We start from the raw sequence: 17191 nt of genomic DNA, 5'->3' as shown, positions 1-17191 counted from the left end.
AGTAAATAGTTTTATCAATACATCAAAATATAAAATACACAAGCCCGGTTCAGCCCGGGCTTTTTAATGAGGATCGTTACAGCGTTGAATATGAATGACGTTATTTATATACTTGTCGACGGATTATTACAGATTACAAAAAGGACTCACTATGAGAATAGCTACAAAGATAGCCTGTCTATTAATTTTATTTACGACTTCTATTGTATCCCACGCAACTTTTGAAGATGCGGTGAAGTATTACGAAGAAGGTAATCACCAGAAAGCACTTACAGAATTTCAGGCACTAGCAGAAATTGGTCATAAAGGAGCACAGTTTAATTTAGGTGTTATGTACCTTGAGGGAACTGGCGTTCAATCTGATCCGGTCAAGGCTCATGCTTGGATAAAGTTATCCGATAAAAAGCCGCAACAAGAAAAAGCCTTCCTTGATGAAATTTTTCAGCAACTTAACCAAAAACAACAACAAGAGGCTGATTTTTATTTTACCAGTCTTGATACAACATTCAGTGAGGAAGCACTAAAGTTGGCACTCGAACCTGTCTATAAGCCGATTGAAGAGTCTGCAACTAGCTCTAACAATGCCAAGCCGCTTAAGACATTCGCTCCAGAGTACCCACTGGAGGCTGCTATGAAAGGCGTTGAAGGTTGGTCCCAGTTTGCTTTCAAACTTGATCAGGAAGGAACCCCGACAGACATTCAGGTAATGGATGCATACCCTGGAGATGTTTTTGTTAAAGATTCAATTGCTGCAATTTCGAAGTGGCAGTTTGAAACCCCTAATGACAAAAGCCAACTTAATAAAATTTATAAATATCGTTTAAGTTTTGAGCTTGATAAAAATAATAGAAAAAACAGATCGATTATTTCAGAAGTTAAAGAAAAAGCAGAGTCTGGTGATCCGGTAGCGCAGTATTATTATGCAAAATATGCGCCTATGGTTGATCCTGAAGAAGAGTTCAATCCAACGATTTGGCTTTATAAATCAGCACAGCAAGGAATTGCCGACGCTCAATATGAATTAGCCATCAACTTGTTAGAGGGTGAGGGTTGTGAGGAGGATAAAGAAAAAGCTATCTCTTGGTTAATCCAATCAGCATCAGGAAACTTGGGACGTTCGCAATTTAAGCTAGCCAAGCTTTTCTTCCAAGTAGATGATAAAGAAAAGGCTTATTTTTGGTTGGATAAGGCTATTCAGTCTAACGACCAGGAAATCGCTCTTGAGTTAGCAGAGTATTTGCATGAATTAAATGACTCCAAATATTCATTGGAGTTAATCATCGAGCAGCTCAAAGAAGCAGATCTAGATAAAGTCGCTTATCCGGTCAAGCATCATGAGTTTGCAGCAAAGCTATACTTTCTTAATGGCCAATTTGCTCTCGCAGTGGAAAGCCAAGAAAAAGCTAACAAAGTTATGAGAAAAATTAAAAGAGTACCTGACTATATGCAGGATACATTAGCTCAATATGAAAAAGCTTTAGCTAATTCTTAAACTAAGGATAACCCATGAAGAAAACCATATCTTTTATAGCTTTCTTATTATTTTTGCAGGCTTCGCCAGTCTTAGCAAATTTTGAAGAAGCTCTCCAAAACTATGAAAACAAACAATACCAGGAAGCTTTTTCACAGTTTTATAATCTGGCAGAGATAGGACACAAAAAGGCTCAGTTTAATCTCGGCTCTATGTTTTTAGAAGGAGCTGGAACTGATAAGGATTTAATCAAAGCTTATGGCTGGATAAAACTGTCAGATCTAGAGGATCAAAAAGAAGTCGATTTAGTAATGGAAATTTACCAACAACTTACAGATGAGAAGCAAGTAGAAGCTGATACCTTTTACACCAGCTTAAAAGAGACCTTAAGTGAAGAAGCTTTAAAAACTGCGCTTGAACCAATTTATAAAAACACGGACAGGAAATCTAAAGCTGAAATTAGACGTGAGGATCCAAAGATATTAAAATCCGTTGCTCCTTTGTATCCAAGGGAAGCTTCTTACAAAGGAGTTGAGGGTTGGGTAACCGTTGCATATCAGCTTGATGGTGAGGGGCTGCCTGTTGAAATTAAAGCGATTGATTCCTATCCAGGAAATATATTTGTCAGGAATACCCTAAAAGCAGTCAAGCGATGGAAGTTTCAACTTCCATTAGGAGATGAGCCATATCAGGAAGTTTATAAGTTTAAACTTGAGTTTAAACTTTCTGAACCTACACAGTCTAATAAAAGGTTGCTGGCAGAGATAAAAGAAAAAGCTGAAGCTGGGGATCCTGATGCTCAGTATCGTTATGCAAAATTTAAAGATAAAGTCGATTATGAGCCTGAGTTTAACCCTACAAAATGGCTTTATAAAGCAGCTCGTCAAGGTCATTTACAGGCTCAATACGAAGTAGCCGACAGTCTGTTATTTGGTGATGGTTGTGAAGCTGACAAGGAAAAAGCAATCAATTGGCTAGTTAAGTCCGCCTCCGGTGACTTGGCGATTTCACAACTAAAGTTAGCTAAACTCTTTTCTAGGCTTGAAGATAAGGACAGGGCTTATTTTTGGTTGGATAAGGCAATTTCTTCTCAGGATCCAAAGTCTGCATATGATGTAGCCGCTTTTGCCTATAATCTTGATGATGAAAGATATAGTTTGGAATCAATAATCTCATTCTTGCTTTCTTACAATATTTCAGATATCCAGTACCCAATAAGACATTATGAGTTACTTGCGAAGCTTTATTTTGAAAGTGGCGATTTTGGTGAAGCTATAAATTACCAAAAGATGGCCCACAAGAAATTGCGCCGTGTTAATAAAGTTCCTGAAAGTATGCAGGCTAAACTTCAGAAATATGAAGAGGCTCTGAAAAATTCAAAGGTTAGTAACGTTGATGCGTAGGTAATGCTTTACTAATCACTACATACCAAGAGTCTTTTTAAACTGATTATATAACTATTTAATGTGTAGTGGCCTCATAAAGACTGTGCCGCTGCACCATTTTAGTATGCGGTGGCTTAGCTTAGATTTTTCTTATTGCTAGCCTATTTCCATCTCCTTTGGAATAATGAAGCATAAATTATTCATAATTCGCCACAATCTTAACCCTTTCTGGTTATAGTGGCGTTTGTATAATAGCGATTATAAATCATTACAGGGGAGTATTATGTCTTATCGTTTGCGCTCATTGGTAGCTGGGGTGGGTTTGTGCTTGGTTTTATTGTTGACGGGGTGCGGTGATGAGTCTGATGACTCCAGTGCCTCTGAGGTAAGTTCCGAGAAGAAATCGAGCCAGGAGTCCTCTCAGACAACCGCCGCTTCTGAAGCTGACACACTGACACCTTTCAATGTATTAAGCGTCTATCAGGGGACTTATGATAATGCGCCTGCCTTGCAGATTAACTTCAGTCGAGCGATTAAGCGTGACCAAGATTTAGAACAGCTAATTCAACTTTCTCTCAATAATACTCCTCAAGATGGCGGCTGGGTCATTAGTGATGATAACCGTCGTATTTATTACCCCTATATTGAGCCTGAGCAGATCTATGAGGTTACTTTCTCTAGTGACCTGGTAGCTGATAATGGACGCTCCTTAGGTAGCGCTTTTAAAAAGCAGATTAAGACCAGTGCGCTTGAGCGTCAGTTACGTTTCCTGAGTCAGGGATCAACCATTTTACGTGATAGCGGCATCTTGCCTATTGAAGCGGTCAACGTAAAAGAGGTCGACATTAAGTTCTGGCGTTTAAAGCCCCGTTACTATGATAACTTTTTTGCAAGTGGCGATTATCGTCGATACTATCAGCTACAAAACCTAAAAGAGATGGCCGAGCTGGCACATACCGGCCGTTTTGAACTTGAAGCCAAAGACAACCAGCGTCTGACTCATCACATTCAATTAAAAGATATCAAGGCACTGAAGGACAATGGTGTTTACGCGGTGACTATGCAACCCGCCGATGACTATCCCTATCAATATGAATTTAGCTGGTTTGTGATGAGTGACGTTGGTCTGCATACCCGTCAATATGCAGATACCCTGGTGGTGTTTGCCCATCAGTTGCCATCAACTAAACCCTATCAAGGTGTTGAGCTTGCTTTGCTGAATAACAAAGGAGTGCGTTTAGCGGAGCAGGAGACTAATTCAGAAGGTTTTGCAGAGTTTGATGCTACGAGGGTTGAAAATGCGCGATTTTTAATTGCTAGCAAAGGACAAAATACCAACTTAATTCGCTTAAACAGCCCCAAGCTGGATTTGTCTGAATATAAGCTAACCAAGCGCCAACAGTATCCCATCGAATTATTTTTATATGGCCCGAGAGATTTATATCGCCCCGGTGAGACGGTGCGTATACAAGGAATCTTGCGTGATTATCAAGCTAACTGGCTAGAGCCCACGCCAGTTTCTGTGCGAGTGTTACGGCCTGACAATAAAGTCCATGCCTCACTGCAATGGAAAGGCGATGAAGCTGGTTATTACCAAACTGATTTTCAGCTTCCAACAGATGCCATGCGCGGCAGCTGGACCTTTGAAGCAACTCTTGCCAATAAAACTACCTTTAAATACGAGTTGGCCGTAGAAGACTTTTTACCAGAACGTCTGAAGCTTGAGTTGAGTGCCGGTAATGATCAGCCACTTAAGATAGCGGATGTGCCGGTTATTAGTGTTCAGTCTGATTACCTTTATGGCGCACCTGCCAGTGGCAACCGTTTTGATGCAACGGTAACCGTTTCAAGCGCTAAAAATCCTTTTGAGGATTACAAAGGTTTTCATTTTGGTTCAAATAAATATCGTGATTTTAATCAGGTTATGGATGTTCCTGCTGGTGCATTGGATGAAGAAGGGCACGCGACTTTGAAGTTAAACAATCAATGGGCCGGCAGCCAGTTCCCGATCCGTTTACTGAGTAGCGTTAATGTTTATGAAAGTGGGGGGCGTCCGATTACTCGTCGAGTGACTCAGTATGCTTTCCCGCATGAGGAATTAGTAGGAGTAAGACCGCTATGGGTTTCCGAGCGTGAATTTGCCGCACCTAACGATAATAACCTGGTTGAATTGGCTGCTGTTAATACCCAAGGTGAGCCATTAACCAACGGACAGCAATATCAGGTGACCCTGATACGTGAAGACAGTCGACTCTATTGGCAGTATGGAAACAGTGGCTGGGAGTACCGGTCATCGGAAGCGAACGTTCCTGTTTATGCCAAAACTATAAAGTTTGACTCAGCACAACGTCCCGAAATTTCTTTGCCACTGGAGTATGGTAACTACCGATTAGAAATTCATAATCAAAAGAATCAATTGCTCACTAGCTATCATTTCTTTGCTGGCTGGTATTGGTCTGACAATAGCCAGCAAAATGGCGAGCGACCCGATCAGGTTAAGTTGTCTATTGAGCAGGATTTTGTAGAGCTTGGTAAAGATTTGCAGGTCAATATTACTTCGCCTTATGCAGGACATGCATTGGTTACTGTAGAAAGCGATCAGCTTCTGTGGAAGCGTGCGGTAGAGCTTGATTCGGCCGAATCGGCTGTCACTATTCCTATGGACAGTAATTGGAACACTCATAACCTTTATGTGTCGGTGATGGTACTTAAACCTGGTGATATTAAACGAAAACACCTGCCCAACCGAGCCTTTGGGGTTATGCATTTACCTCTAAAGCGTGACGCAAAGAAACTTGATGTTGAAATCACACATAGTGAGAAACTGCGTCCACTGCAAACCGTAGAGGTTGAACTAAAAGTTAACAACCAAAAATCTGATGAGGAAGTATTTGCTACATTAGCCTTGGTTGATAGTGGCATATTAAGCATTAGCAACTTTGAATCACCAAACCCGATTGACTGGTTCTTTGGCCAGCGTGCGTATGAGGCTGCATTAAAAGACAATTACGGCAGTTTTGTTGAACTGACTGACGGCAGTATGGCCAGACAGCGCTTCGGTGGTGATGCGGATTTAAGTCGTGGTGGTGATGCGCCAGTTTCTGATGTGCAAATTGTTTCTATCGTTAAAGACAAAGTGCAGCTAGATGAGAATGGGCTAGCTAAACTCAATATTGAACTGCCATACTTTAATGGTGAGTTACGATTGATGGCTGTTGCTTTCAGTAAGAATCGTTACGGTTCGGCTGAGTCGAAAGCTAAGGTTGCAGCCCCCCTAGTGGTTCAGGCTTCCATGCCACGTTTCTTAGCCAAAGGTGACCAGTCACAAGTCATGTTTGATATCAAAAACATGGAGGAGACTGAGCAAACCATCACCGTGACACTTGAAGCCGATGATGCTTTAGGTAATGGCAGTGTTTCTAAGACGTTAACGCTTGAGCCAAAAGGCAAGGCCCTGCTAGCACTGGATGTGAAAGCCTCTCAATTTACCGGCTCAGGAAAAGTGTCCCTAACTGTCCAAAGCGATAATTCGGATTTAAACATGAATCGTAGCTGGTCGCTTGGTCTGCGTCCTGCCTATGCCGCTTCAATTATTAGCAAGCAAGCGGCTATTAATGCCGGTAGTCAATTTACGGTTAGCGATGACTTTGCCAGTCAGTACGATAATTATGGTTTGAAATCGGTGTTAACAGTGTCCAGCACTCCGCCTTTGGATACAGGTTCTTATATTAATGGCCTGTTGCAGTACCCTTATGGTTGTCTGGAGCAAACTACATCGCGTGCCTGGCCTTGGTTGAATATTGAAAGGGACGACTTAAACACGCTCGAGTCAGAACGTACTGCTCAGTTATTCGAGCAGCGACAGCAGTTGATTGATGCGGCTATTAGTAGAACGCTTTCGATGCAACGTTATGATGGAAGTTTTGGTCTATGGTCGAACAATTCACCGGAAGAACCTTGGATGACTGCTTATGTCACTGACTTTTTGATTGAAGCGAAGCAGTTGGGTTATCAGGTTCCGGAAGACAACTTGGACAAAGCGGTTAGACGCCTACAACGTTATGTGCGCTCCAGTGCTTTTAGAACAGACAATTGGAGTTACTATGATGATAGAGAGCATTTTGAACTAGCCTATCGCGCTTACTCTGCTTATGTGTTAACCAAAATCGGTAGCGCCAGTTTGCAGGATGTACGTGCGCTTTATGACAAGAATGCATCCGATGCCGAGCGATCCTTGCCGCTGGCCCACTTAGCCTTTGCACTAGAGAAGCTCGGCGATCAGCGTCGTGCCAAACTGGCGTGGGGACAAGCCTTTACTACTAAGTTCAAGCATCAACCTTATTGGTATTACGGAGATTATGGTTCGCCAATTCGCGATATGAGCCAGGTAGCAAGTTTGAGTTTAGATAGCAAAGTTGTGGAAGCGCTAGACCTTAATGGACTGGATTTGGTTTATGACTTAAAAGGTGAGCTGGAATCCCGTAGTTGGTTATCGACGCAGGAAAAAGGAGCCTTGGCTCGTTTAGCCAAGCAGTTGAATGATATGAACTCGGATCAATCTGAACTTAACTTGGAAATAGGGCGGGGCAGCGAGTCAGAGTCATTTAAGCAAACGGTGGATTATATTGCGGTAACTAAAAACAAGACAGTAAAGCAGCCTTTAGTTTTGAAAAATTTGGGTGCGAAAACTGTCTTTGTGGATTACAAAGCCCAAGGCTATCCTAAAACAGCTCCAGAAGGTATGTTTGATGATGTTGCCATAAAGCGTCGCTATTTTAGTCTCCAAGGTGATCCTATCTTTATTCAGAACTTGACTGCTGGTGACAGGATTATTGTGGGACTGTCTATTGATCTGGCACGCGAACATAATAAGTTACGTAATGCCATGATCATCGATTTACTACCTGCAGGCTTTGAATTAGAGAATCAAAACCTTGAGCATTCATTCAAGATTGATGACATTAATATTGATGGAAAAAGCATTAAAGAGCTGACCCAGAATACTCAAATTGCTCACCAAGAGTTTTGGGATGATCGTTTCATGGCGGCTCTCGAGTTGAGAAGTTATCAAACGACTCATTTGTTCTATATGGTTCGCGCGGTAACTCCCGGTACTTACACTGTGCCCTCTAGTTTTGTAGAAGATATGTATCGTCCTGAAATTCGCGGCATTAGTGAACCAGAAAAAGCCATTACTATTAGTAAGCCGGATGCTCAATAGTAGGTTGTTTGATGGCTCAATCTAAAAGTGTATTCAGTAAACGCTTCTGGCTGAAAAGTCTGAAGCGTTTATTGATTGTTGCACTGCTTTGTTTTGTTTCCTTTTGGGTTTTAGACAAACTCCTTCCTTTACCAATCGAAGATTTTGAGCAACGAAGTTTTGCTCAGCTTGTGGTTGATGCGGAAGGTAGACCTTTGCGAGCTTTTCCGGATTCGCAAGGTGTCTGGCGCTATCCAGTAACTCTGGATGAAGTCTCTCCATTATACCTCGAGGCCTTGATTAATTATGAAGACCGCCATTTTTATCAGCACCCTGGAGTTAATCCTTTTGCTTTGATGAGGGCCCTGGCTCAGGCGATTTATCATGGCGAAATCGTTTCGGGCGGCTCTACTTTGACCATGCAGGTGGCAAGAATACTGGAACCACATGATAAAAGTGTTGCTGGAAAGTTGCAGCAGATGTTCCGGGCATTGCAATTGGAATGGCATTATTCCAAAGATGAGATTCTAACTTACTACCTTAACTATGCACCCTTTGGTGGTACTATCGAAGGCGTTGAAGCAGCCAGCTTTACTTATCTGGGTAAGTCGTCCAAAGGTTTAACCGCTTCTGAAGCCGCCATGTTGGCAGTATTACCACAGGCGCCTTCATGGAACCGTCCTGATTTGTACCCTGGGCGAGCCAAAGCGCAACGCAACAAACTGCTTGATCGTTTAGCTGAGTTTGATGTTTGGTCTGCCGATTTGGTTGATGAAATTAAACAAGAAGAAGTCTGGGCGGAATATAACACGCAACCTGTGTTAGCTCCCTTATTAAGTCGTGAATTGATGAGTCATTATCCACAACACCGATTGATTAAAACAGCGATCAATCGCAACTTGCAAACAGAACTAGAGTTAAGTGTTTCCGACTATATTCGAGGTAAAGAAAAAGGTTTGTCAGCGGCAGTGATTGTAATGGATAACGCTACCTCAATGCCTCTGGCCTATATTGGCAGTGCCGATTTTGCAAATCCTGAGCGTGCTGGTTATGTCGATATGACCAAAGCGACTCGCTCACCAGGCTCAACTCTTAAACCCTTTATTTACGGCTTGGCTTTAGATAAGGGATTAATTCATTCTGAGTCTTTATTGTTTGACGTTCCACAGTCATTTCAAGGTTATAAACCCAAAAACTTCAACGAAAATTTTAATGGTGCAGTCAGTGTTTCTCAATCGCTTGGACGTTCACTTAATATGCCGGCGGTGCAAGTATTGAATGAGTTATCACCTGAGTATTTTTATACACAGCTTACCAATGCCGGGCTGAAATTATCATTACCCGAAGCAGCATCTCCTAACTTAAGTTTGGCTTTAGGAGGAGGCAGCGCTACTTTGCAGCAGTTGGTTGGTGCTTTTTCAGCTTTGGGGAATAAGGGTGTAGCAACTGAGTTGAGATTAGCTCCCGATCAGACACAGAAAAAGTTGCCCTTGTTGAGTCAGGAAGCTAGCTGGGTGGTGCAGAGTATTTTAAGACAAATCCCGCTTAACAATCATCTGAGGGATCAATATCTGCAACCCACCAAACAAATCGCCTATAAAACGGGTACCAGTTATGGTTCTCGTGATGCCTGGGTGTTGGCCTCAAATGGAAAGGTTACTATTGGAGTCTGGGTAGGAATGCCTGATGGCTCATTTAGTGTTAATAATAGTGGGCGCACAACCGCAGTACCTTTGTTGGAGAGAATTATAAGGATAATGCCTAGCGATTGGCTACAACCCATTGAGCGCCCGGCTAGTGTAACCATGGCTGATATTTGCTGGCCACTCGGAACGTTGGCTTCATTACAGTCTGACGAAAACTGCCATAAAAAACGATCGGCCTATCTGATCGATGATACTGCTCCTGCGACTTTTGCCGATCCCTTGAGTAGTAATTGGCATAATGGTGTGATGAAGGTGCAACTTGATGCTGAAACAGGCAAACGTGTCAATAATCAGTGTTTCCAAGGCTCTGTAGTTATCAAGGGGATTGCTCTATGGCCGAAAAGTCTTGAACCGTGGATTGCCAAACCATTTCGTAGTGATAGTTTGTTGCCGGAGTATGCAGAAAACTGTCAAGTCAATGTCAGCTCAAACAAGCTTAGAATTGTTGGGCTTGATCCTGAAGCGGTTATTTACGCAGAACCCCAAAAGAAAAAGCTACCTGAAGTGCAGTTAAGGGCAGAGGGAGTTACTGGTCAACCTTATTGGTTTTTAAATGGTCGCCTATTGGAGTCTCAGCTAGAGTCAGAACATCGTATTGCATTGAATGATTTATCGCGCGGCGATTATGAAGTGATAGTGGTGGATGAAACCGGGGCTTTCTCTGAATTACATTTCCGTGTTGAACAATAAGTAATCCACCCCACCCACTACTTACCGTTTTAGATACTTACTCAATAATTGGCGCGACGGTCTTCATATCCTTATGTAGCTTAGCCCATAAAAAATCAATCAGCTCGGCTCTGGCTTTTGCTAGATGCCGCGCAAAAGTGCTGTAGGACATTCCAAGTTCGTCTGCAACAGCTTGATGATCGTTGAGAGGATTGATGTAGGTGTGCTCAATGATAAAGTGATATCGCTGAGTTTTAGGGCTAGGCAAGAAAATATCATCCATTGAAAGCTTAACCAGATCTTTGACTCGATCACAAAGGAAGCGTTTAAAGTCTTCATTGTGTTTAGCAAGCATTTTGTCCAACACTGAAATATGCTTAAAGGGGTAAGGTTTGGAGTAATGCTTTAGAAATACCTTCATAATTTCTTCAAACTCATCATGACTCAATGAAGCAAAAAGCCTAAATGATTCTTGCATATAATCTATTGTTACTTGCTTAAGCTGACTATTATCAAAGTGAAGTCCATACTTGATGCTAGCCTGCTGCCTATCAGTTTTTCTTCTGGTTAAATATAGATCTGGTATTTTGGGATTGCCAATCCATGGAGCCGCGAGTGCAGCTAGTGTTTTAAACAGTAGCAAGTGGTGTTGTTTGTAGAAGTTCGGTTCTTTATGTTCAGAGTCGATAACGCCTAATATGGTATTGTCGTAAATGATGGGGACCGATAATTCTGAAGCGCAAATATCGCCATCGACAACATAGTTTGGGGTTAAAGCAGTGTTATCGACGATGATTTCTCTTTTTAGCAGGGCTGCATTACCAACAATGCTTTGACCAAACTTTAAAACTATAGGATCGATTATTTGCTGTAATTCATTGACCTTGGCTCCAATTGCTGCAACCTGAGTCAGCTCTTCTGATTCAATGTCCGCGTTATACACAACACAGTCGTTAAGGCCTGTTTTTTCCACTGTATTACAAATCAACCACATCACTTGGCTGGGGCTTGGAGCAGATTGAAGTCCTGAAGAAAAATCCTTTAGTACGCTATATATATCCGACGTTTCCATAACCATTCTTATCTTTATTTAACGTTCCATGGACTAGTATAGCGCTTTTTTCAATGCAAATAAATCAGATAACTTATTGATTTTATTGGTATGCGTGGCTTTGCTCATGTCTAGTGATAAAAAAATGATAAAAACCTGAGTAAATTTGAGAAAAAACGATTATGCAAAGCCTCATAAGATTGCGCTACGCAATACAGGAAAACTTCAGGAGGAAACTATGTATTCAAGCGTAATTAAAGGAGTGGCTGCCACTGTGATAGCCGCGGTCACACAGCTAACGGTAGCTGAGACATCAATCAAAGTTCAAAACCTATCTGATATCAACACGAATAAGTCTAGCGTGTATTCTTACAGTAGCTATGGGCAAGCTTTCCCATTTTCAGATGGTGATTCGTCTGCATTATTGTTCATGGGACGAAGTCCAGAGGAGGGCGTCGAGCTATGGGCAGCAAAAGAGGATATGTCAGTTGAAATGGTGGCTGACATTTACCCAGGGATGAAAGATTCTCATCCCAAACTGTTCACTTCGTACAGTGGCCAGGTCTTTTTCAGTGCTGAAGGCCCGGATGGTCGAGAGCTTTATATCTATGATGGCTCTACAGTAGAGCTAGTAATGGATATCAACCCCGACGGCTCAAGTGAGCCTGAGCAGTTGACTGAGTATCAAGGGTATTTATATTTTGTTGCTGACGACGGTGTTCACGGGCGAGAGCTTTGGCGTACAGACGGCTCGCAAACAGAGCGACTGTCTGACATTAACAATGAAGGTGATAGCGCTATTGCTAACCTTACCCCTTTCGGCGACTGGATGTACTTTACCGCCAATAATGTGGTTCAAGGTCATGAGTTATACCGCACGAATGGTGAAACTACCGAGTTGTTTAAAGAATTTAGAGCCGGTAATTCCCATGGTGTGAAGCACGAGTCTCCGATGATAGTTTATGGTGACAAGTTATTGGTGCATGCTTACACCAATGTGGTGGGTTATGAGTTACATTTTGTCGCAGATGACCATCAGACTGTGCCACTATTGTTTGATGCTGTGGTGGGGGCAGATTCAATAACTGCAATCGAAGAGATGCACATTGCACCAGATGGTTTGCTCTACTTCACGCCTCAAATTGGAGTCCATGAAGAGCTATGGTCATACAATGGAGTTAACATTCCCGAAAAAGAAGCTGAACAGGATACGATTGATTTCTTGTGTGATTTTGATGGTGCTCTAATGTTGTCATCTAATGTGCTCGAGGGTAATGGCGTCGAATTGTATAGAGTTAAAAGTGGTCAAGTTGATCTTTTCTTTGGATTAGAAGGTGAGATTGCTGATATAAATTCGGGAGCTGAAAGCTCTAACCCCAATAGTTGCGTAGTGTATGACAATGTTATGTACTTTAAAGCTGTGGCTACCGATAGAGGAGAAGAGCTTCTAAAGTTAACGCTGGGCTCTTTTGATATAGAACTTGCTTATGAAACTCTTGAGGGACAACCCAGCGACACTTTAGGAGTGTTAGGGGTATTACCTAACGGGCCTGTTTTTTATGAAGGTCTAAATCGAAAAGTCCGATTGTTTGATTCGAACAACTCGGAAACCAATGATTTCAATGTTGCTCAAGCCAGTGGTGTTGATAGTGGTAACGTCAATAACTGGACTAAAGCTGAGGTAGAGTTTCAAGGCGAACTATATTTCACTGCATACACAGAAGAGTTTGGTGTAGAGTTGTGGCGTACTGACGGTCATGATGCAGAGTTGGTGCATGATATTAACTCAGGTAAAGCTGGCTCTAAACCTGCTAACTTTATGGAATATGATAATTGGCTTTACTTTGCAGCGACGACTCTTAACGAAGGTAGGGAATTGTGGCGCACCAATGGTGAAATCACCGAACTGTTTGCTGACCTTGAAGAAGGCCCAGAAAGTAGCTACCCCACTGAGCTGATTCCATTCTATGGCTATCTATTCTTTGTTGCGACCATTGATGGCCTTGGTGGAGAGTTAATCGCTACCAATGGTGATGATATTGAAGTTGCCTTGGATCTTAATCCAGGAGCAGGCTCATCGGATCCTGCAGGCTTAACTCTCTTTAACGATATGTTAGTTTTTGCTGCTAATGATGGTACTCATGGACGCGAGCTTTGGGTGTATATTGAACCTGGCCAATATCAAATCGTTTCAGATATTAATCCTGGAGCTTCATCCAGTAATCCAAGCCAATTGATAAAAGTCGGAAGTACCCTGTACTTTTCCGCCAGCACTCCTCAGCTTGGAAGAGAAAAGTGGTCTACTGATATGGATAATTATATCGAACCATTGTTAGATATTTATCCTGGTGCAAACAGCTCAAGTCCGGGTGCGCCTATTTCTCATCAAGGCAGCCTCTATTTCACTGCAAGCTCTGATACTGGACGTAAGGTATGGCGTGCAACTGGCGATACCGTAACTGAAGTAGCTTCAGAAGCAGACTTAAGTTTTGGAACTATTGCCTCGACTGGTGAAAACCTCTACGCACTGGCTACTAATCAGGCTTACGGTACTGAACTGTGGGAAATGCAGAATGACAACTTTGTGCTAGTACAAGATTTTACACCAGGAGAAGGTTCCATTCTTAGTTCGTTGGCCGTATCAAATGGACATCTATTGGGATTTTCTGCTAGCAGTTCGGGTACTGACGGTATTTATCTGTTGAGTGGTGAAGCAGAAGATGAATGGAACAAGGTTTCAATGCCCGGTATGGATTACTTGAGGATGTCTTCTTTTAACGCCATGACTTATGGTAAGTACTTGATAACGCGTGGTTGTAACAATGATGTTGGCTGCGAGTTTTTTAAGGTGGTGTTTAATGAGCTGCCAGTGATCAGTGTCACAGCACCTGATGAGGTTGATGAAACCCTTGAGGTGGTGATTGATGCGAGTGGATCAACAGACAGCGACGGCATTATTACTGATATTTCATTGGTGCAATTATCTGGCCCAGCAGTGTCCTTGTCACAACCTGAATCAGGTGTGTTTAGCTTTACCGCGCCTGAGGTGGATGAAGATATATTAATCAGCTTTGAAATCGAAGTTGTCGATGATGATCTGGATGTTACTAAGCAAACTTTGAATATCAATGTCCTGCATGTTGCTGACGAGCAGGGTGGTGATGACGACCAGGGTGGTGATGACGACCAGGGTGGTGATGACGACCAGGGTGGTGATGACGACCAGGGTGGTGATACGCCTAATCCAACTCCACCATCAAGTGGTGGCTCGGGCGGTGGTAGCGCAGGATTGCTATTGTTGCTTCTTCTCGGAGTCAGGTTGTTTGGTTCTAAGCTTTTTGGAAGAAACTGAGTTCTTCCTGAGGAGAATGGGGCTTCGGCCCCTTCTTTTTTGCCCGTTATTTACCTTTCTGATTTTTGCTTGTTAAGCTTGTCTTTTCTCTATCAGTGGTTAAACTATGCGCACTTTTACTTGTGACCCCGTAAGGTCAGAGTTTTTATGCGTTTAGAAGATTTTCATTTCGATTTACCTGATGAGCTGATTGCTCGTTATCCCACCGAACAACGCTCTGCCAGTCGTTTATTGTGCCTTGATGGTCAAAGTGGTGCCGTCGACCATAAACACTTTTATGATCTGGTTGATCTGCTTCACCCTGATGATTTATTGGTGTTCAATAATACACGAGTAATACCGGCCCGTTTATTTGGCCAGAAGGTTACTGGCGGTAAGCTTGAGATTTTGATTGAGCGCCTGGATTCGGATGTTGAAGCCATTGCTCATATTCGCTCAAACCGGACCCCTAAGCCTGGTTCGCATTTTGTACTGGAAAATGGTTTTAAGGTGTTGATTACTGGACGAAAAGAGGCTCTCTTTTCTTTGCAGTTGCAGGAAGGTGATTGGCAGACAGCTATGATCGCTGTAGGGCATATGCCATTACCCCCTTATATAGACCGTGCGGACGAACTATCGGATAAAGAGCGCTATCAGACGGTGTATAGCAAGGTTGACGGTGCGGTAGCCGCGCCGACCGCCGGTTTGCACTTCGATGATGAGCTGCTTGAGAAAATTCGTAGCAAGGGAGTCGATTCGGCCTTTGTCACTTTGCATGTTGGCGCTGGGACCTTCAGCCCGGTTCGGGTTGAGAATATCACTGAACATAAGATGCATTCAGAATGGTTCGAGGTTTCGCAAGAGGTGTGCGACAAGGTTAATGCGACTCGTGCAAAGGGCGGACGAGTGATCGCGGTGGGAACAACCTCGGTGCGCTGCTTAGAATCAGCTTCAATCGACGGCTCTATCAAGCCTCATATGGGCGAAACCGATATTTTTATCTATCCTGGCTATCAATTTCGCTCGGTCGATGCGTTGATTACCAATTTCCATTTGCCTGAATCCACCCTGATGATGTTAGTCAGCGCCTTTGCTGGCAAAGATCACATTATGAATGCCTATGCTGAGGCAGTTAGAGAGCATTACCGCTTTTTCAGCTATGGCGACTCTATGTTTATTCACCAGATCAAAACTGAATCTAGACTAATCCAAACAAGCAGGTCTGCCAGTGAAGACAGCTTAAGAGAGACTCACAATGCAATTTAAATTAAACACAACGGACGGTATGGCACGCCGCGGTGAAATCACCTTTGAGCGTGGCACCATTCAGACTCCTGCCTTTATGCCGGTGGGAACCTACGGTACCGTTAAGTCAATGACGCCTGAAGAGATAAAAGAAATTGGAGCGGAGATTATTTTAGGTAATACTTTCCATCTAATGCTTCGTCCTGGTACCGACATTATTGAGATGCATGGAGACTTGCACGACTTTATGCATTGGGATAAGCCTATTTTGACTGATTCAGGTGGTTTTCAGGTGTTCAGTCTGGGTAATTTGCGCAAAATTACTGAGCAGGGCGTTGAGTTCCGCTCGCCGGTCAATGGCTCAAAAGTGTTTCTAGGCCCCGAAGAGGCTATGGAAGTTCAGCGTAAACTGGGTTCGGATATTGTAATGATTTTCGATGAGTGTACGCCGTATCCCGCCACTGAGTCGGAAGCTCGTGACTCAATGGAGCTTTCGCTACGCTGGGCCAAGCGCAGTAAAGTTGCTCATGAAACCAGCAATAAAGCAGCGCTGTTTGGTATCGTGCAGGGTGGTATGTATCCCCATCTGCGTAAAGAATCTTTGGCAGGTCTTACTGAGATTGGTTTTGATGGTTATGCCATTGGTGGCTTGTCGGTAGGTGAGCCGAAAGACGAAATGCTGAAAGTGTTGGATAACCTCACGGGCGACATGCCTCAGGATAAACCGCGCTACCTTATGGGCGTCGGTAAACCTGAAGATATTGTTGAGGCGGTCCGCCGCGGTGTCGATATGTTTGATTGTGTGATGCCGACTCGTAATGCTCGCAATGGCCACCTTTTCACCAGCACAGGGGTTGTAAAATTGCGCAACAGCCACAATAAAACCGATACCGGCCCGTTGGATGAGGCCTGTGATTGCTATACCTGTAAAAACTATAGTCGCGCCTATTTACATCACCTGGATAAGTGCAATGAGATTTTAGGTGCTAAGCTCAATACCATCCACAATTTACGCTTCTATCAAAATCTGATGAGTGGATTGCGAAAGGCGATTGAAACAGGTACATTGTGCGACTTTGTTAAAGATTTTTATACGAAGCAGGGAAAACCTGTTCCGTCACTAACTAATTGAT

General features: G+C 43.1%; 8 protein-coding genes. 7 read left to right on the top strand and 1 reads right to left on the bottom strand.

What is annotated here, in order from left to right; translation table 11 throughout:
- The first annotated feature begins 151 nt into the window (after positions 1–151).
- From ACN0VI_RS09430 to pbpC, 4 genes are all read left to right on the top strand, one after another.
- A complete protein-coding gene (locus ACN0VI_RS09430) occupies positions 152–1492 on the top strand; it encodes an energy transducer TonB (RefSeq protein ID WP_417446608.1) in 1341 nt (446 codons plus the stop codon).
- Between the two features lie 14 nt (positions 1493–1506).
- Positions 1507–2874, top strand: coding sequence for a TonB family protein (locus ACN0VI_RS09425; RefSeq protein WP_417446607.1), 1368 nt, complete (start codon positions 1507–1509; stop codon positions 2872–2874).
- A gap of 265 nt (positions 2875–3139) precedes the next feature.
- Positions 3140–8077, top strand: a complete 4938-nt coding sequence (locus ACN0VI_RS09420) for an alpha-2-macroglobulin family protein (RefSeq protein ID WP_417446606.1) — start codon at positions 3140–3142, stop codon at positions 8075–8077.
- Between the two features lie 11 nt (positions 8078–8088).
- Positions 8089–10452 carry a penicillin-binding protein 1C gene (gene pbpC, locus ACN0VI_RS09415; RefSeq protein WP_417446605.1) on the top strand — a complete coding sequence of 788 codons (2364 nt, stop codon included), beginning with the start codon at positions 8089–8091 and terminating at the stop codon, positions 10450–10452.
- A 37-nt stretch (positions 10453–10489) separates the two neighbouring features.
- Here the strand turns inward: pbpC and ACN0VI_RS09410 are convergent, their stop codons facing one another.
- A complete protein-coding gene (locus tag ACN0VI_RS09410) occupies positions 10490–11503 on the bottom strand; it encodes a GAF domain-containing protein (RefSeq protein WP_417446604.1) in 1014 nt (337 codons plus the stop codon).
- Between the two features lie 217 nt (positions 11504–11720).
- Here ACN0VI_RS09410 and ACN0VI_RS09405 point away from each other — a divergent pair, with 217 nt between their 5' ends.
- From ACN0VI_RS09405 to tgt, 3 genes are all read left to right on the top strand, one after another.
- Positions 11721–14834, top strand: coding sequence for a hypothetical protein (locus ACN0VI_RS09405; protein ID WP_417446603.1), 3114 nt, complete (start codon positions 11721–11723; stop codon positions 14832–14834).
- 147 nt (positions 14835–14981) lie between these two features.
- A complete protein-coding gene (gene queA / locus ACN0VI_RS09400; RefSeq protein ID WP_417446602.1) occupies positions 14982–16079 on the top strand; it encodes a tRNA preQ1(34) S-adenosylmethionine ribosyltransferase-isomerase QueA in 1098 nt (365 codons plus the stop codon).
- Positions 16069–17190: a tRNA guanosine(34) transglycosylase Tgt gene (gene tgt, locus ACN0VI_RS09395; protein WP_331891653.1), complete on the top strand. Its 1122-nt coding sequence runs from the start codon at positions 16069–16071 to the stop codon at positions 17188–17190. The genes queA and tgt overlap by 11 nt, the downstream gene beginning before the upstream one ends.
- Position 17191: the final 1 nt, after the last annotated feature.

The sequence above is a fragment of the Kangiella sp. genome, from assembly GCF_048265365.1.
Taxonomy (GTDB): domain Bacteria; phylum Pseudomonadota; class Gammaproteobacteria; order Enterobacterales; family Kangiellaceae; genus Kangiella.
Note: the sequence above shows the minus strand (reverse complement) of the source record. Positions and strands in the feature narration are given on the sequence as shown.